The sequence below is a fragment of the Acinetobacter sp. L-24 genome (genome assembly GCF_056857555.1).
The window spans coordinates 74,742-92,329 of the sequence record NZ_JBSXNI010000040.1; the positions used below are offsets into that span (position 1 = coordinate 74,742).

General features: G+C 44.5%; 15 protein-coding genes. 6 read left to right on the forward strand and 9 right to left on the reverse strand.

Annotation, left to right across the window (positions count from 1 at the left end; all coding sequences use genetic code 11):
• Positions 1-45 precede the first annotated feature (45 nt).
• Complete coding sequence (locus AC13CK_RS07015) at positions 46-1,059, forward strand: CorA family divalent cation transporter (RefSeq protein ID WP_004732304.1); 1,014 nt, start codon at positions 46-48, stop codon at positions 1,057-1,059.
• A gap of 252 nt (positions 1,060-1,311) precedes the next feature.
• Here the strand turns inward: AC13CK_RS07015 and AC13CK_RS07020 are convergent, their stop codons facing one another.
• The 8 genes from AC13CK_RS07020 to dxs form a co-directional block, all read right to left on the reverse strand.
• Complete coding sequence (locus tag AC13CK_RS07020; protein ID WP_004281528.1) at positions 1,312-1,602, reverse strand: STAS domain-containing protein; 291 nt, start codon at positions 1,600-1,602, stop codon at positions 1,312-1,314.
• Between the two features lie 15 nt (positions 1,603-1,617).
• Positions 1,618-2,256 (reverse strand): MlaC/ttg2D family ABC transporter substrate-binding protein, encoded by a 639-nt coding sequence (locus AC13CK_RS07025; protein WP_004281529.1) that lies wholly within the window; start codon positions 2,254-2,256, stop codon positions 1,618-1,620.
• Between the two features lie 18 nt (positions 2,257-2,274).
• A complete protein-coding gene (mlaD, locus tag AC13CK_RS07030) occupies positions 2,275-2,952 on the reverse strand; it encodes an outer membrane lipid asymmetry maintenance protein MlaD (RefSeq protein WP_195725547.1) in 678 nt (225 codons plus the stop codon).
• A complete protein-coding gene (mlaE, locus tag AC13CK_RS07035) occupies positions 2,952-3,731 on the reverse strand; it encodes a lipid asymmetry maintenance ABC transporter permease subunit MlaE (RefSeq protein WP_005108586.1) in 780 nt (259 codons plus the stop codon). The genes mlaD and mlaE overlap by 1 nt, the downstream gene beginning before the upstream one ends.
• Positions 3,728-4,546 carry an ABC transporter ATP-binding protein gene (locus tag AC13CK_RS07040; RefSeq protein ID WP_191111855.1) on the reverse strand — a complete coding sequence of 273 codons (819 nt, stop codon included), beginning with the start codon at positions 4,544-4,546 and terminating at the stop codon, positions 3,728-3,730. Before AC13CK_RS07040 ends, mlaE begins: the two co-directional genes overlap by 4 nt.
• 405 nt (positions 4,547-4,951) lie before the next feature.
• Complete coding sequence (locus AC13CK_RS07045) at positions 4,952-6,826, reverse strand: DEAD/DEAH box helicase (RefSeq protein ID WP_004281533.1); 1,875 nt, start codon at positions 6,824-6,826, stop codon at positions 4,952-4,954.
• Between the two features lie 552 nt (positions 6,827-7,378).
• Positions 7,379-8,209 carry an inositol monophosphatase family protein gene (locus tag AC13CK_RS07050; RefSeq protein WP_004281534.1) on the reverse strand — a complete coding sequence of 277 codons (831 nt, stop codon included), beginning with the start codon at positions 8,207-8,209 and terminating at the stop codon, positions 7,379-7,381.
• A gap of 114 nt (positions 8,210-8,323) precedes the next feature.
• Positions 8,324-10,234 carry a 1-deoxy-D-xylulose-5-phosphate synthase gene (dxs, locus tag AC13CK_RS07055; RefSeq protein ID WP_425879464.1) on the reverse strand — a complete coding sequence of 637 codons (1,911 nt, stop codon included), beginning with the start codon at positions 10,232-10,234 and terminating at the stop codon, positions 8,324-8,326.
• A 308-nt stretch (positions 10,235-10,542) separates the two neighbouring features.
• Here dxs and ribA point away from each other — a divergent pair, with 308 nt between their 5' ends.
• Positions 10,543-11,145, forward strand: coding sequence for a GTP cyclohydrolase II (gene ribA, locus AC13CK_RS07060; RefSeq protein WP_425879540.1), 603 nt, complete (start codon positions 10,543-10,545; stop codon positions 11,143-11,145).
• 138 nt (positions 11,146-11,283) lie between these two features.
• Here the strand turns inward: ribA and hemN are convergent, their stop codons facing one another.
• Positions 11,284-12,657, reverse strand: a complete 1,374-nt coding sequence (hemN, locus tag AC13CK_RS07065) for an oxygen-independent coproporphyrinogen III oxidase (protein ID WP_425879462.1) — start codon at positions 12,655-12,657, stop codon at positions 11,284-11,286.
• 238 nt (positions 12,658-12,895) lie between these two features.
• Between hemN and hemF the strand changes: the two genes are divergently transcribed.
• The 4 genes from hemF to AC13CK_RS07085 all read left to right on the forward strand — a co-directional run bounded on the left by hemF (position 12,896) and on the right by AC13CK_RS07085 (position 17,303).
• On the forward strand, positions 12,896-13,852 hold the full coding sequence (hemF, locus tag AC13CK_RS07070; RefSeq protein ID WP_425879460.1) for an oxygen-dependent coproporphyrinogen oxidase: 957 nt from the start codon (positions 12,896-12,898) through the stop codon (positions 13,850-13,852).
• A 134-nt stretch (positions 13,853-13,986) separates the two neighbouring features.
• A complete protein-coding gene (locus AC13CK_RS07075) occupies positions 13,987-14,193 on the forward strand; it encodes a hypothetical protein (RefSeq protein WP_004281539.1) in 207 nt (68 codons plus the stop codon).
• Positions 14,194-14,292: 99 nt separating this feature from the next.
• The gene (gene aroE / locus AC13CK_RS07080; RefSeq protein WP_425879458.1) at positions 14,293-15,081 is read left to right on the forward strand and encodes a shikimate dehydrogenase; all 789 of its coding nucleotides are present in this window, start codon (positions 14,293-14,295) and stop codon (positions 15,079-15,081) included.
• Positions 15,082-15,479: 398 nt separating this feature from the next.
• Positions 15,480-17,303 carry an acyl-CoA dehydrogenase C-terminal domain-containing protein gene (locus AC13CK_RS07085; protein WP_004281541.1) on the forward strand — a complete coding sequence of 608 codons (1,824 nt, stop codon included), beginning with the start codon at positions 15,480-15,482 and terminating at the stop codon, positions 17,301-17,303.
• The last annotated feature ends 285 nt before the right edge of the window (positions 17,304-17,588 follow it).

Sequence of the window (17,588 nt, forward strand, 5' to 3'; positions counted from 1 at the left end):
TACACCCATTCCAATTCACATACTGCGCCAGGGAGAAAAGACAGCATGCTTGAAGCCTTTTACGCCACAGAGCGCGGTAGCTTAGAAGATATCACGATTAATGGTGATTTCGACCTGCATCCAGATTTAGTATGGCTTGATCTGATTGCACCTTCACAAGAAGAGCAGCAATGGATTCTAGATGCCTATGCGCAAAACTTACCGACCTTAAAATCGCTGGAAGATATCTCCTCTAGTGCCCGATTTTACCGTGATGATGACGGTATTTTGCATATCAGCACCTATTTTTTAACCAAAAATAAAAACTATCAGGTCGAGAATGAAAACGAAGATGAATCCAGCATGCTGGCGACGGTACAAACCGTAGCATTCATTCTGCATAAGGACCGTCTTTTTACCTTGCGTGGCGAAAAGCTGGTGGCCTTTCGTGCCTTCCGTGCCCGTGCGCGCCGCAATGATTATGAAATCGATTATAAAGATCCGACCTGGATTTTATTGGGCCTGCTCGAAGCCAAACTGGATGAGCTGGCCGACATTCTGGAAGATGTACATAAAGATTTAGAGAAATATTCAACTGAAGTGTTGAATAACCGCCATCGCGAGCAGATTCTCGATCTGGATGACATGATTACCCGGCTAGCTCAACTGGAAGATATGCTTGGTAAAGCGCAGCTCTGTCTGATCGATTTACGTCGTGTTCTGACTTTCCTGTCTCGTCCACGCGCCTTGGGCAGTCATATTTATGATGCGGATATCCGAGAACTCAGTGAAGATGTGCGCTCGCTGGTGGAGCATGATGCCTTCCTGTTCCAGAAAGTGCGCTTCCTGCTCGATACCACGTCCGGATTCATTAACACGGAACAGAACGATACGATTCGTCGATTCTCGATCCTGCCAAGTATGCTTGCACCGCCGATGCTCATTGCCAGTATTTATGGCATGAATACCGAAGTTCTGCCTTTTGCACAAGGCTCCATGAGCTTCATTATGGTCAGTATTATTTTGATCGGCTTTTTGATCGGGCCATTGATTTACTTTAGATGGAAGAAGTGGATTTAATTTCTTCACCCTCTCTCTAACTCTCTCCCATAGGGAGAGAGGACTTCCAATATTTATTGAGATAGTAGTTTTTAAAAATATCATTTCTATCCATAAATTTAGAGAGGAAGTTCCCTCTCCTTTTAGGAGAGGGTTAGGGTGAGGTCATATTTTAATCCTTCCTAACGTCCTTTTGATAAAGGAAGGAATTTACTTTTAAAATGTATCAACAATAAAAAAAAGCACCTTTCGGTGCTTTTTTATTTTTTTTATTTACTGAATGATCTGTAAATCATCCTGTAAATGACAGGCCTGAATGATATTCATCATTTTAGCAGGGACAGCTTTAAACTGTAGTCCTTGCGCTTGAGGCGTCTGGCGCAACCAGCGCACCAATACTGCCAAAGCCAAAGTACTACCACTTTCAAGCCCAGCTAGATTAACCACAAGCGGAAACTTGCTCTGTGACTGAACCACACGCAGACCATTTAGGTAATAGTCCTGCGCATTGGCATAGTCAATCTTGCCTGAAACCTGCAATTCCTGATCCTTGAATACAATCACGGCTCACCTATCTGATTATTTCTTGTTCTTGTCGATTGCAGCTTCTGCATCCGGTTTGAAGTTAGCAATAGCTTTATCTATATTACCGCCATTACGTTTTACTGTCGCAGCAAACTGGTTACGGAATTGCAAACCTAGATCGATACCCGATACGTTGATGTTGCGGATTTTCCATTGTGAGCCTTTGTCCACCAGCTGAAACGCTACCGGAATTTTCTCGCCTTTATTATTAAAGTCGATGGTTACAACAGGGTTTTTGCTGTTGCTGGCCTTGTATGGACGCACGCTATAGGTCTGATTACTAAACTTGGAAAATGCAGAACCATAATTTTCAATGAGCGTTTCACGGAAATTCTTTTCAAACTGCGCGCGCTGTGCAGCAGTACTATACTGGTTCGTCGCATAAGTCCCCATCACAATACGCGTGAAAGACTGTGAATCAATGTATGGATCCAGATTCTGGCGGACAATCGCTTTTACCAGCGCCGGATTGTTCTGCAATTTTGCATTATCAGCTTTGAGGCGCTCAATCAAACCATCTGCCACTTTTTTAATAAAAGCAGGTGGTGCTTCAGACGGTGCAGCAAACACTGTACCAGCAACCATTGTGGAAAGAATGCTTGCTGCAAGCGTTTGTTTTACTAAAGTTTTCACTGAAATCTCCTCAATCTATTATTCAACAAATGCAGGTTCTGCATCAGTCGATTCTGAAACTGTCGCCTGTTCTGGGGTAGTTTCTTGACTATCCGACGATTTACCGGCACCGCCAGTAATGAACTTCGTCACTAAATCTTCAATTTCCATGGTGCCTTGGGTATTGGCAATCTGATCACCACGTTTCAAATAGTTCAGACCACCACCTGGAATAATTTTCAGGTATTTTTCACCCAATAACCCATTGGTCGCTACCATAATATAAGCATCCTCATCAATATTGGTGATGGATTTCATGTTAGCTAACAGTTGTTTTTCCATGTCTTTTTGTTGCGCAGGTGCAGCCGCAGTATAGTCCGAACTATAACGTAACTCTTCCAGTGCTTCCTGCTGAACCTGCTTTAACTGTTCAGCATTAAATGAGGTCAATGAGCCATCCAGGGTCATATGCACGGTTGCCAGACGCGTCACTGGATCCAGGGTAATGTCATCCACCTGCCCCACTTTCACACCACTCAATGCCACTTTGGCACGCGGCTTGATCCCATTTACATTTTCAAAAGTCGCTGTCATTTTATAGCTGTCGGAAATATTGTGTCCGACCAGGCCACTGACACGCATCGCCAGGAAAAATAAGGCAATACCAAACAAAATAACAAAAACACCAACGGCCAGCTCACTAGTACGTGATTTCATTAAACACCTCCGAACATGACCGCAGTCAACACAAAGTCAAAGCCTAAAACGCACAGCGAAGAATACACGACTGTACGCGTTGTAGAAGTTGCAATACCTTCTGATGTCGGGACACAGGCATAGCCCTGATACACCGCAATCCAGGTACAAATTAATGCGAATACAAAACTTTTAATAATGGTGCCGTTCAAGACATCTTTATAGAATTGCACACTGCTTTCCATGCCGCTCCAATAAGCGCCTTCATCGGCACCCAGAAAATCCACCCCGACCATTTTGCCGCCCATAATCCCGACTGCGGCAAAGATGACGGAAAGCATTGGCAAGCTAAAAATCCCTGCCCAAAGACGAGGCGAAATTACCCGTTTTAATGGATCGACGCCGATCATTTCCATACTGGACAATTGCTCAGTGGCTTTCATCAGACCAATTTCCGCAGTCAAGGCTGAACCGGCACGTCCTGCAAACAGCAAAGCAGCGACCACAGGTGCCAGTTCACGCAGCAAGGTCAGCGCGACTGCTGTTCCTAGCATCGACTCACTACCAAAGGTCGACAAGATGCTAAACATCTGCAAACCAAGCACAGACCCAATAAACAGGCCAGAAACCACAATAATCAGCAGGGACAATACCCCAACCCGATACATCTGATAAATAAACAGCTTTACGCCAAGCCAGGTCGGTATGGAAAATAAAATCTGCAACAGCATCAGGGTTGCGACCCCAATCCCCTGTACACGTTCAATAACGCGTCTACCTAATGCGGCAATTGCATTCATGAACGAACCTCATCACTTAAATAAGCTTGATGACTAAACTGATAATCCACCGGACCTTCTACCGAACCGGTCAGGAATTGCTGTACAAAAGCAGACGGATGCGCTTTCAGCTCTGCCGGAGTGCCCTCGCCCTGAATTTTGCCTTCTGCCACCACATAGATGTAGTCTGCAATCGATAAAGTTTCTGCAACATCATGCGAGACAACAATCGTGGTTAAGTCCAGTGCTTCACGTAATGAACGGATCAGACGAGTCAAAACGCCCATCACAATCGGATCTTGTCCGGCAAAGGGTTCATCGTACATGATCAGCTCAGGATCCAGCGCAATCGCACGGGCCAAAGCCACGCGTCGGTTCATACCACCGGATAGTTCAGATGGCATCATCTGTTCTGCACCACGTAAACCGACTGATTCCAGCTTCAGTGCCACGATTTCCTTAATCAGATGTTCCGGCAATTTGGTATGTGCCCGAATCGGAAATGCGACATTTTCATACACGCTCATATCGGTAAACAAAGCACCGCTCTGAAACAACATACCCATCCGTGCACGTGCTGAAAAAAGTTCGGAACGTGACATCGTGGCAATATCTTTGCCGTCCAATAAAACCTGACCGTGCTCAGGAACCAGTTGCCCACCAATCAGTCTTAATAAGGTGGTTTTACCAGTACCGGATGGTCCCATAATGGCCGTAATCTGCCCACGACGAATATTTAAACTCACGTCGTCATAAATCACGCGCTCACCCCGCTTGAAGCTTAGATTCTTGACTTCAATCAGAGATTGAGTATCTCGCGCTGTTTGATTTTTCATAGCTGAGTTTATTCCTGCATTTTTTCAGCATGCATACTATAAAGGAACGAAGTTCAAAATGTTAGCAGTTGAAAAAGATGGTTTAATATCATAAAAAAATGACAATAATGGATTGTTTCGTATTTTTTATAATAAAAATATGCACTTAAGATTTAGTCAGGTACATTGATTAATTAAAAAGACTGTATAAATAATAGATAATATTACACAAAATCAAAGTCAATGCGATATATGGCATATACACCTCTATCAATTGAGATCGAAGAGCTAAGCTTTTCATATTAATAATTATCATAACCCTGACAAAATATGATTTAGTAGACATTTTACGTTAAAAAGCAAAAAACTCAATGCATAAAAAAACCGGTATTTCTACCGGTTTTTTATCTTCATCTAGCGACTGAATTAGTCGTTAAATTTACGACGTGGACGATCTTCACCACCGAACGAACGTTCACCACGTGGCTTGTCATCAAAGTTGCGACGTACTGGACGATCACCGAAATCACGCTTTGGACGGTCATCACCGAATGAACGCGCTGGACGATCACCGAAACCGCCTTCACGACGTGGAGCAGGACGATCACCAAAATCACGTTTTGGACGATCACCATAACCGCCTTCACGAGCTGGTTTATAATCTACACGGTTGCCACGGTTGTCATCATTAGAACGAGGACGGTCACCAAAACCACCTTCACGACGTGGAGCTGGACGATCACCGAAGTCACGCTTTGGACGGTCATCAAACGAACGTTGTGGACGATCACCGAAACCGCCTTCACGACGTGGAGCTGGACGATCACCGAAGTCACGCTTTGGACGGTCATCAAACGAACGTTGTGGACGATCACCGAAACCGCCTTCACGACGTGGAGCTGGACGATCACCAAAGTCACGACGTGGACGATCTTCGCCAAATGCCGGACGTTCGCCACGAGGTTTGTCATCGAAGCTACGACGTGGACGATCATCACCGCCTTCACGACGTTTGAAGTTGCTTTCGCCTTCAAAACGACGACCGCCACCGAAACCACCACGACCGCCATCACGACGACCACCATCACGGCCACGACCGCGACCAGCGCCATCACGGCTACCACGTGCAGGAGGTGGAGATGGCTCAAGACCTTCAATTTCAGATACGTTTAGACGCGCATCAAGGAAGTCTTCTAAAGCACGGATTTTACCGCGTTCACGGTAAGTCGCCAAAGTAATGGCTTTACCAGTACGACCCGCACGACCTGTACGACCGATACGGTGTACATAGTCTTCATTCTTCATTGGAAGACCGAAGTTGATGACGTGTGAAATAGTTGGTACGTCAAGACCACGCGCTGCAACGTCAGTTGCAACCAAGATCTTCGCACGACCTTCACGGATGCTGCGTAAACGACGGTTACGAACAGTTTGTGGCATAGCACCGTGAAGCGCTACAACTGATAGACCTGCTTCAGCAAGTTCTTCAGCCAACATATCTGTGTCTTCTTGAGTTGACGCAAATACAACTGCTTGATCAACGTCTTCTTCGTTCAACCAGTGAGTAAGAAGTTTTTTCTTGTGCTCGAAACCGTCAGTCCAATGCAAAGTCTGAGTAATATCAGTATTTGTAGAGTGACCAGTTTCGATCGAAATACGCATTGGATCATTCATCATGCGTTCTGCAAGTGTAATGATACGTGGTGCAAAAGTCGCAGAGAACATAAGAGTTTGTTTGCGGTTTGCAGCCAACTCACCAATTGCTTCTAAGTCTTCAGAGAAGCCCAGGTCAAGCATACGGTCAGCTTCATCGACGATTAACGCGTCAACTTTATCCAATTTGATTTGACGACGATTCACCAAGTCAAGTAGACGACCTGGAGTTGCAACAACAACTTGCGCGCCTTTCAACTGTTGAATTTGTTTACCAAAAGGCATACCGCCCATGATTGCTGCAATACGAACACCTTTCATGTGACGTACAAATGCGATTGCGTCTTGACATACCTGTTGTGCCAATTCACGAGTCGGTGAAATCACCAAAATATTCGGTTGAGTAACCGCTTTCATACGGTCTTTAAACGGTACTAATGTATCTTGGTTTGCCAACGCATTTAACGTAGGCAGTAAGAATGCAGCAGTTTTACCAGAACCTGTTTGGCTTGACACAAGAAGGTCTTTGCCTTCAAGCGCAGCTGGAATCGCTTGTTCTTGTACAGGAGTAGGAGTAGTAAAGCCTAAAGCGTCGAGAGCCTGTGTTAGAGATTCGTCGAGGGAAAAATCAGCAAAAGTTTTGCTCATAGAGAGTATTCACCCTGAAGTGGGTGCTCCATTTAATAAATAACAATTATGGACATCGGCAAAAAGCGGCACAGCAAATAATGCTGAAAATATTAGGATTCAGCAGCGATCCGAGTAACGACGATGTGGATATAACGCACGCATGATTACGGCCGCAAACCTGAAGGAATCGCTTAAGCGATTGGGGCGCGAAGGATATGTCCTCTCTATGGACAGCACGCGCATACAATGATTAGAAGATAGTGTTCAGGTAAAGAACAGAAATTAAGTGCGTGGCAGAATTATAGCAGAATATTTCACAATGTCATTAAGTTTTAAAACTAATTTTCCTTATTCACAATTTATCTATATATTTCTAATACTTAAAATATAATAAAAAATGTAACAGATGGTATAAAAAGTCACTTTTCGCCAATTCACCTGATATTTCCAGTATTCAAGCAAACATCAATACCCCTATACCAGTCTCTCGCGACTTAAATTTCCGTGCATAAAAAAGGCATCCCGAAGGACGCCTTTTCTCAATATTAGATCTGATTCATCTAAACCCGATTATTTTGCTGCTTCGCCCCAAGCAGGAACAACTGCTTGCATTAAAGGCTTAAGCATTTTCATTGAACAAGCCAAAACTTGACCATTTTCCATAGAGTCGCTACCACCACGTGCATCAACTACAGTACCGCCTGCTTCTTTTACGATCAATTCGCCAGCTGCGATATCCCAAGGCTTTAAACCAAGTTCGAAATAACCATCGAAACGACCTGCAGCAACATAGGCTAAATCCAATGCTGCAGAACCTGAACGACGATATTGCGCGCCAGCTTCAGTTACATTTAACAGGGTTTGAAAATGGTTCTTGGCATAAGACACAACTTCGCCATTACGCTTGGCACGATAAGCGTGACCAACAGCCATAAAAGTATTTTCCAGGCTGTCTTTAACATTCACACGAATACGGCGCTGGTTCATCATGGCACCACGACCACGACTGGCAGAGAATAGCTCATCTTTCACCGGGTCATAAATCACCCCGTGTTGAGTAATGCCTTTGTGCTGAACTGCGATAGAGATACAGAAATGCGGGAAACCGTTAATGAAGTTTAAAGTACCATCTAGCGGATCGATCACCCAACACCAATCGGCGTCATGACCTTTACCTTCCTGATAGCCAAACTCTTCACCAAGGAAACTGTGATTTTTATAGCTTTTACGTAGGGTATCGATGGTCAACTGTTCCAAATAACGATCTACACGCGTTACCGGACCATCAATTCCTTTTTCTTCGACTTGTAGATCGAGTTTATGACGATTCTGATGCGCTTTTAAAAGCTCTTGACCAACTAACTGAGCCGCACGCGCAGCCATCACCACCATAGGTTCCATTGAACACCCACTACAAATTTGAAGACACTGATAAAGAATAATGCATAAAAGCCCCGATATCTTAGCAAATATCGGGGCTTTTTTGGGAAAAATGTGTCTAAAATTTTTAAGAACTTATGACAAGATGCTTTGCCCCAGGCTGGACCAAGCCTGATTGATCGATTTTTCAATGCCTTGCGTATCCAGACCCGCTTGCTGCAACATCTGTGCATGGGTCGCTTGCGCCATAAACGTATCATCCAGACCCAGATTCAACATCGGTTTGACAATCTGTGCTTCTGCCAGATATTCATTCACGGCACTACCTGCACCGCCCATCACTGCATGTTCTTCCACCGTGACAAACAGACTGGTGCTTAAAGCGAGATCATCGAGCATTTGAGTATCCAGTGGTTTGACAAAACGCATGTTAACCACACGCACGCCAATCTCATGTTTCACGGCAAATGCTTCAGCAGCGTCGACTGCAGCCTGTACCCGGCTACCAAATGCCAGTATAGAAATATATTCATCATACTGCCCATTAAAGCTGGCCACAATTTCCGCCTGACCGATCGGAATCTCGATCATCTTTTGCTGGATATCGACGCCCAGTCCATTGCCACGCGGATAACGTACCGCTGCCGGCCCTGGATACAAATACGCTGTATGCAGCATTTGACGGCATTCATTTTCGTCTTTCGGCGCCATGATCACGATATTCGGGATAGTACGCATATAGGCATAGTCATAAGCACCGGCATGCGTCGGGCCATCTTCACCAACCAGACCGGCACGATCAATACCGAAAGTAACATCCAGATTCTGCAAAGCCACGTCATGTACCAGTTGATCATAACCGCGTTGCAGGAAAGTCGAGTAAATTGCAACCACCGGCTTCAAGCCTTCACAAGCCATACCGGCAGCCAAGGTAACCGCATGCTGTTCGGCAATCGCGACATCAAAGAAACGTTCTGGATATTCTTTGGCAAATTTGACCATGCCTGAGCCTTCGCACATCGCAGGTGTGATTGCGAGCAAACGGGCATCTTGTGCCGCTTCATCGCAAAGCCATTGTCCAAATACATCCGAATATTTCGGTGCAGTATTGCTGGCGGCAACGGCGTTGATTTTGCTAATCGCGTGATATTTGATTTGATCGGATTCTGCCGGAGCAAAGCCTTTGCCTTTTTTAGTATAGATATGAATCAGGCGTGGGCCTTTACGCTTTTTCAGCGCATTAAAGACATGCACCAGCTGTTTGACATCATGACCATCGTACGGGCCAAAATAGTCAAAGCCAATGGCTTGGAATAAGTTATCTGCAGCATCGGTCGCTGCACTGTGCAAACGCGAGTTATACAACCATTCTGGATGTGGCTGTACATATGCCTCACCCTGCTCGGTAACATTAACGAACTCACCGCGCTCCCAAATGGCAGCCAGATGTTTGGCAAAACCACCGGTACTGCAAGAAATCGACATATCATTGTCGTTCAGCACCACCATCAGATCAGCACTGTGTGCCACGGCATCATTCAAGGCTTCAAAAGCCATACCTGCCGTCATGGCGCCATCGCCAATAATTGACACAACTTCACACGGATTATTCTGATAACGACGTGCAAGCGCCATACCTAGGCCAGCAGAAATTGCCGTCGAAGAATGCCCTACCCCAAAAGTATCAAACTCAGATTCTTCACGAGCCGGGAACGCTGCCAGACCGTCTTTGGCACGAATGGTGGTGAGCTGTTCACGACGACCAGTCAACACTTTATGCGGATAGGCCTGATGACCTACATCCCAGATCAGGCGATCATGTGGCGTATTAAAGCAATAGTGTAAGGCCACGGTGAGCTCAATTACACCGAGGTTGGCACCAAAATGTCCGCCACTTTGCCCGGCAGCATACAAAATGAATTGACGTAACTCATCCGCCACTTGTTCCAGCTGGCTTTGCTCGAGTGCACGCAGTTGCTCAGGATGATTGATCGCATCAAGCAACGGTGTTACAGGGCGTTGAGTTGGGATTTCTGTATACAGCATATTATGGCAAAGCCTTCTAAAGCCTGGCAAATCTAAAGCTAGGTCAATGGGGAGTACCCGATCATATAGCTGAATTGTAGCAGCTTCAATTCAGCTACGCTTCTAGCGATGCAATATTAAACAATGATCTCGTCGGGGTGAAAAATTGCAGCCTACGATTATCCTGAATAATCTTACTATTTATCAACTATTATCGTTCGCTTTCTACAAAAAAGAAAATCTATTGCAGAATTTCGACTTTGCAATTCTACCAATGTTCAAGCATTACGCTATACTTTAGCCAATTTCAGGATTTAACGGGTTCAGCTGTGCCAATCGAATTTGTCGCAACGTCAAGATTACCTACCGCTCACGGTGAATTTAAAATTACTGTATTTCAAGACCCTAAGACCGGTGAAGAACATGTCGCACTTTCCAAAGGACTTGAAGAAGTATCAGATGAGCCTGTAGTGGTGCGTGTGCATTCTGAATGTTTAACCGGTGATGCCTTTGCTTCACTCAAATGCGACTGTGGCCCGCAATTGCAAGCGACTTTAAAACTGATCAATGAATTGGGCCGCGGGGTCATTCTGTATTTGCGTCAGGAAGGTCGTGGCATTGGCCTGACCAATAAAATTCGCGCTTATGCCCTGCAAGATCAGGGACATGACACGGTCGATGCCAATCTCATGCTGAACTTGCCAGCAGATGCACGCCAATATGATATGTGCAGCATTATGCTGGATCATTTACAGGTCAAAGCAGTACGTCTTGTGACCAACAATCCTTCCAAAATCGAGGCTTTAAAAGCCCAAGGGATTAATGTGGTCGATCGTGTGCCTTTGACTGTAGGCTTAAATCCTTTTAATGAACAATATCTTAAGACCAAGCACGAACGCATGGCACATCTTTATCAGAAAGAAGATTTTTAATATTTTTAACCCCCGTCCCACCTTATTTTAACTTAATCCCTCCAAACCTCCCTTTCTTGCGCTTCGACTTAAAGCCATACTTAAGTCTTGCTCAGGGAGGCTTTCCCTCTTTTTCTTAAAAATGGAGTTAGGGGAAGATTAAATCGTCATGGAAAAAATCCGGTTCTCAGGCATCCGTCGTTTTAAACGTAAATCAAAAGCCATACAAATATTGCGTACAAATGGTTTCCCTTTCTCCAGAATCGTGACTGACGAGTCTGAAAATTGAATCAAACCATCCTGTGCCATTTCCTCAAGCTGTTCCAAAACCTCATCAATTTCAGGGAAAAGCATCTCGGAATTTTCCCATGAGGTGCTAAAGCTACACATCAAATTTAGAATATGTTGCCGGATGATCAAATCTTCCTGATTTAAGACATGTCCTTTAAATACCGGAATTTCATTGCGCGCCAGGCATTCATAATATTCTTCAATGGTTTTCACATTCTGGGCAAAGCTGTACCAGCTATCGCTGATCGAAGAAATCCCGAGTCCAATCATCACCTGGGTTTTAGAGGCGGTATATCCCATAAAATTGCGGTGCAATGTTCCAGCTTGAAAGGACTGGTACATCGCATCTTTTTCTAAAGCAAAGTGATCCATGCCAATTTCATGATAACCATGCGCGAGTAACTTCTTTTTACCTTCTTCATAGCATTCCCGTTTGATCGCATCTTTGGGCACATCGGCATCTTTAAAACCGCGCTGACCATTACCTTTAATCCAGGGCACATGTGCATAGCTATATAAAGCCAGACGGTCCGGCAAGAGCGAATTGGTTTGTTCAATAGTATTTAAAACATCATCCAGACTCTGAAATGGCAGACCAAAGACCAGATCATGGGAAATTGACTCATAGCCAATTTCACGTGCCCATTCGGTCACCTGTTTAACATTTTCATAAGGCTGAATCCGGTGAATCGCCTTTTGCACGGTTTCATTATAATCCTGCACCCCATAACTGACCCGACGAAAACCCAGATCATACAATCCTTGCAAATGCTCACGTGTGGTATTGTTAGGATGGCCTTCAAAACTGAATTCATGTACAGGCGCTATGTCAGCTTTGGCCAGAATGCCTTGAATCAGTTGAGCGAGATGCGCCATTGAAAAAAAGGTCGGCGTCCCCCCGCCCAAATGAATCTCTTTAATGATGGGCTTTTCTTGTAATAGCTCACAATATAAATCCCATTCTTTTAATACCGCCTGAATATAAGGCTGTTCCATTTCATGTTTTTTTGTGACTCTCTTATGGCAACCACAAAAGGTACACAGGCTTTCGCAAAATGGTAAATGGATATACAGACTAATGCCTTCGTTTTGATTGGATTCTGCAAAAGACTTTTTTAGCGTTTGCTTCCATTGTTCCAGTGAGAAATTCTGCTCTTCCCAATATGGAACAGTGGGATAACTGGTATAGCGTGGCCCGGGAACATTGTATTTTTGAATCAGGGAATTGACCTGTACCGACATGAGACCCACCTATTACCGTCGAGAAATGCTCAAGCCAATGAGCGCTTGTGAGTTATTGTGCTAAGCTTGAAAAAAGAATTCAACCTAGCCATTTAGTCGGATTTAATGATGCATTCTGCTTATGAATAGTGGAATGTAATGTCTGGGTTGATGAATTGCATCACCAAATTAGACCTTAATCTTTGACTGATTTTATGCTTTGATGTCGTTAGTTTTTTATTTCCCTACGAGGGCTCTGATGCAGCATCCTACATCTACGGATATTCAACACGTTCGTGAATTTCTCCTCGACTTGCAGGCACGGATTTGTGCAGCATTAGAACAGCAGGAACGTGCTGGCGGCGGTACGGCCGAATTTATCATCGATGACTGGGAGCGTCCAGAAGGTGGTGGTGGCCGTTCACGTGTTTTGCAAAATGGTACGGTGATTGAAAAAGGTGGGGTAATGTTCTCTCACATCAACATTTCCAAGCTACCTGCTTCTGCGACCGAACGCCATCCCAATATTGCCGGTGCCAAAGCGCAAGCGATGGGGGTATCACTGGTCATCCATCCAAAAAACCCGAATATACCGACTTCGCATGCCAACGTGCGTTTATTTGTGGCAGAAAAAGAAGGCCAAGATCCGATCTGGTGGTTTGGTGGTGGTTTTGACCTGACCCCATTTTATCCGAATGATGAAGATGTATTGTCCTGGCATCAAACGGCGCATGATCTGTGTGTGCCATTTGGCGAAGAAGTTTATTCTGAACATAAACAATGGTGTGATAATTATTTTTATCTAAAACATCGTGATGAACAGCGAGGCGTTGGCGGCTTGTTTTTTGACGACCTAAATCAATGGGATTTTGAAACCTGTTTCCAGTATATACAGGCTGTAGGCAATGGTTACTTAGAAGCCATTCTGCCGATTTTCCAACGCAATCAGGATAAGCCTTATACCGAAGCACAACGCGAGTTTCAGTTATACCGTCGCGGCCGTTATGTGGAATACAATCTGGTTTATGACCGCGGCACCCTGTTTGGCTTGCAGACTGGTGGCCGGATTGAATCGATTCTGGTCAGCCTGCCCCCGCTTACCGGATGGTCTTATCGTCCTGAATGGGATGAAGGCTCACCGGAAAAACGTTTAACAGATTACTACCTGAAACCACATGACTGGTTAACAGAATTAAAATTCAATGCAATGAAATGATACAAACAGCCCTCAAATAGAGGGCTGTTTTAATAGATATATCCTCTATACTGCTGCATAGAAATACCTGATTTGATCGCGGCACCCTATCGCTACATCGATCATATTCCATTTGATGTCTAGTGAGAATAACAATGCATAATCTTCAATTAAATCTACCTGTGTTGGCCTTTTGGCTTTTTCTGGCTCTCGCCATCAGCGCGATGAGTACTGCAATTTTGAGTCATAATCTGATTCTGGATGGTGCCGCTATTCTGGTGAGTATCCTGACTGGGTTTGGGGTTGTTCTCAGTATGGCGCTGATGTTTGCGGAACATATTATGGATATTTGTAGTTCCTAAAAACCTGATAACTTAGCAGCAATTTAAAATCGCGCAAGCTTTAGTCCCTGCGCTTTTTCACGTATATTGATGGCCATTTCCGCACATGGACATTGTGAAATGAGCAAACAATTTGCCGTGATTGGTAACCCGATTGAACAATCACGTTCTCCAGAATTGCACCACGCCTTTGCAGCCAAAACTGGTGTCGACCTGAATTATAGTAAACGTCTGGCGCCACTGGATGGTTTCAAAGCCGATATTCAGGAATTCTTTGGCCAGGGTGGTAGCGGCATGAATGTCACCGTACCCTTTAAAGAACAGGCTTTTACCCAATGTCAGGTGCTAAGTGAACGGGCCAAAATTGCCAAAGCAGTGAATACTTTATGGATGGAAAATGGTGTCCTGCATGGCGACAATACCGATGGTCAGGGACTGGTTGAAGCAATTCGAGCACTAGATTGGCCACTGGAAAATACAGATATTTTAATTATTGGTGCAGGCGGTGCCACGCGTGGTGTAATTTATCCCCTAGCCCAGGCAGGTGCGAAAAAAATCGTGATCGCCAATCGTACCTTGGCACGGGCGGAACAACTGGTCGCTGATCTTCAGAATGCCGTACCGCAAGTCGAATTACAGGCGATTTCACTAGACACTTTAGCCGGTGAATTTGATTTGATGATTAATGCCACTTCTGCCAGTCTCAGCGGTGATGCCCTGGTTTTACCGGAAACGCTACAGTTTAAACGGGCCTATGAAATGGCCTATGGCAAACCTTCTTCCTTTCTGGATCAAGCCAAGGCACGCGGTGTACCGACATCTGAAGGTTTTGGCATGCTGGTCGGTCAAGCAATTGAATCTTTTTACATCTGGAATGGTATCAAACCGGATTTAAAAGAGTTTCTTTAAAACCCCTATCTCTCTAATGAGTTCAGTTCGGGTTGCAACTGCAACCCTTTACTTCCCTCCTACTACTTTTTATAAGCTGAAAAACCATGGATTGGTTTTAATGACATTTTAAAATGAGTTATTTTGCCACCTGAATCCGAGCACAATTCATACAAAAATATACTGGACAAATCACCTTTTAACTCATTAAATTCCATTGATATAACAAGTTTTTAATCTTCCTGTAATGTAAACACCTAATGATGAAATTCGATGATTTCATTCATTAGTCTTAAAAATCGATTAGCTTTTCTGACATTTTTATTCACTGAATTCATCAATGTTTTTTTATCCCGAATGTGAATAATCAAAGAATCGATACAGATAATCCAAAACTAATTTCAATCAGGATTAAACGCATGCCAGCATATAAAGCCCCTTTACACGACATTCGCTTCCTTATGAATGAAGTGCTTGACTACCCTGCGCACTACCAGAATTTGTCGAATGGTGAATATGCCGATGCCGACACGGTAGATATGATCTTAGAAGGCGCTGCAGATTTCTGTGAAAATGTACTGTCGCCGTTGAATCAAAGCGGTGATGAAGAAGGCTGTCATTTTGAAAATGGAGAAGTAAAAACACCGAAAGGCTTTAAAGAAGCTTACGACCAGTTCGTACAAGGTGGCTGGCAAGGTCTGTCTTATCCTGAAGAATTTGGTGGCCAAAACCTGCCAATGTCTTTAAACCTGATCAAATCGGAAATGATGGGGACTGCAAACTGGTCATTCCAGATGTATCCGGGTTTAAGTGTGGGTTGTATCAACACTATCATGCAATATGGTACCGATGAGCAGAAAAACACGTATCTGCCTCACTTAGTTGCAGGAACTTGGGCGGGCACCATGTGTCTGACTGAGCCGCAATGTGGTACTGACTTGGGTCAAGTTAAGACCAAAGCAGAGCCGAAAGAAGATGGCAGCTATGCCATTTCAGGCACCAAAATCTTTATTTCCGCAGGTGAGCACGACCTGACTGAAAATATCGTACATATCGTACTGGCACGCCTTCCGGATGCACCGCAAGGTACCAAAGGGATTTCTCTGTTTATCGTACCGAAATTTATTGCTGCTGCAGATGGCGGGATCGGCGAGCGTAATCCAGTGAACTGCGGTTCGATTGAACACAAAATGGGGATTCGCGCTTCAGCAACGGCTGTACTGAATTTTGACAATGCGACTGGCTACCTGATTGGCGAACCGAATAAAGGCTTGCACGCTATGTTCACCTTTATGAACACGGCGCGTATTGGTACTGCGATTCAGGGTATTTGTCATGCTGAATTGTCATTCCAGGGTGCTTTACCGTATGCCAAAGAGCGTATGTCAATGCGCGCCCTGTCTGGCAAAAAAGATCCGGAAAAAGTAGCGGATGCGATCATTCACCATGCTGATGTCCGCCGTATGCTATTGACGCAAAAAGCCATTGCTGAAGGTGGCCGTGCCATGATTTATCATGCAGCAAAAATTGCCGACAACATGAATGATGCTTTGCTGCGTGGCGATACTGCAGCATTTGAACAGCATGATGACCATCTTGGGTTCTATACTCCAATCCTGAAAGGCTTCCTGACCGAAATGGGTTATGAGGCATCAAATCACGGTATGCAAGTCTTCGGTGGACACGGCTATATCAAAGAATGGGGCATGGAACAGATCGTACGTGACTCACGTATTTCTACCTTGTATGAAGGCACAACAGGCGTTCAGGCACTGGATCTGATTGGTCGTAAAGTGCTGTTGACCTCGAAAGGCAAAGTGATTCGTGATTACACTGCTGAAATCCTGAAATTCTGCGGTCAGCATGCACGTAATAAATATATGCGCCGCTTTGCCTGGGATTTAACCAAGCTCTGTGCACAGTGGAATGCACTAACTGTGCGTATCATGCTGGCTGCACGTAAGGACCGCGACATCGTTTCTTCTGCATCAGTCGATTTCCTGATGTTCTCCGGTTATGTGATGATGGCGTACTTCTGGGCACAACAAGCCGCAGTCGCTTCAGCCAAACTGGCTTCTGGCGATGGTGCGGAAGTACCAGAGTTCTATAAAGCAAAAATCAAAACTGCTGATTTCTACTTTGAACGTATCCTGCCACGTACCCAAGGTCATGCAGAAGCGATGGTGAATCCGTCTAAAACCATGACGGCACTCGCGCCAGAACACTTTAGCTTCGATTACTAACCAGAACACTTTAGCTTCGATTACTAAGCTGTAAATTGACTTGAAAAGGGCGCTTCGGCGCTCTTTTTATTGATGTAGATGCCCTTCTTCAACTTAAAAAACCTTTCTGGATAGAAAATATACAAATTTAATTTTATATTTTTCAACATCCTAATAAATTAGCCAAATAAAACGCTTGTATATCTCAAAATAAGCGGTATGATAATCCCAACTAGAAAAATTCTTGTTTTGGTTAGTCTTCTTTTAAGTATCGCAGTTTTAGTCATAAACCTTCGTATTACAGAT

Coding starts and splice junctions, on each gene's coding strand:
- AC13CK_RS07015 (WP_004732304.1), top strand. CDS start 46: ATGCTTGAAGCCTTTTACGCCACAGAGCGCGGTAGCTTAGAAGATATC.
- mlaD (WP_195725547.1), bottom strand. CDS start 2,952: ATGAAATCACGTACTAGTGAGCTGGCCGTTGGTGTTTTTGTTATTTTG.
- mlaE (WP_005108586.1), bottom strand. CDS start 3,731: ATGAATGCAATTGCCGCATTAGGTAGACGCGTTATTGAACGTGTACAG.
- AC13CK_RS07040 (WP_191111855.1), bottom strand. CDS start 4,546: ATGAAAAATCAAACAGCGCGAGATACTCAATCTCTGATTGAAGTCAAG.
- AC13CK_RS07045 (WP_004281533.1), bottom strand. CDS start 6,826: ATGAGCAAAACTTTTGCTGATTTTTCCCTCGACGAATCTCTAACACAG.
- AC13CK_RS07050 (WP_004281534.1), bottom strand. CDS start 8,209: ATGGAACCTATGGTGGTGATGGCTGCGCGTGCGGCTCAGTTAGTTGGT.
- dxs (WP_425879464.1), bottom strand. CDS start 10,234: ATGCTGTATACAGAAATCCCAACTCAACGCCCTGTAACACCGTTGCTT.
- hemN (WP_425879462.1), bottom strand. CDS start 12,657: ATGTCGGTACAGGTCAATTCCCTGATTCAAAAATACAATGTTCCCGGG.
- hemF (WP_425879460.1), top strand. CDS start 12,896: ATGCAGCATCCTACATCTACGGATATTCAACACGTTCGTGAATTTCTC.
- AC13CK_RS07075 (WP_004281539.1), top strand. CDS start 13,987: ATGCATAATCTTCAATTAAATCTACCTGTGTTGGCCTTTTGGCTTTTT.
- aroE (WP_425879458.1), top strand. CDS start 14,293: ATGAGCAAACAATTTGCCGTGATTGGTAACCCGATTGAACAATCACGT.
- AC13CK_RS07085 (WP_004281541.1), top strand. CDS start 15,480: ATGCCAGCATATAAAGCCCCTTTACACGACATTCGCTTCCTTATGAAT.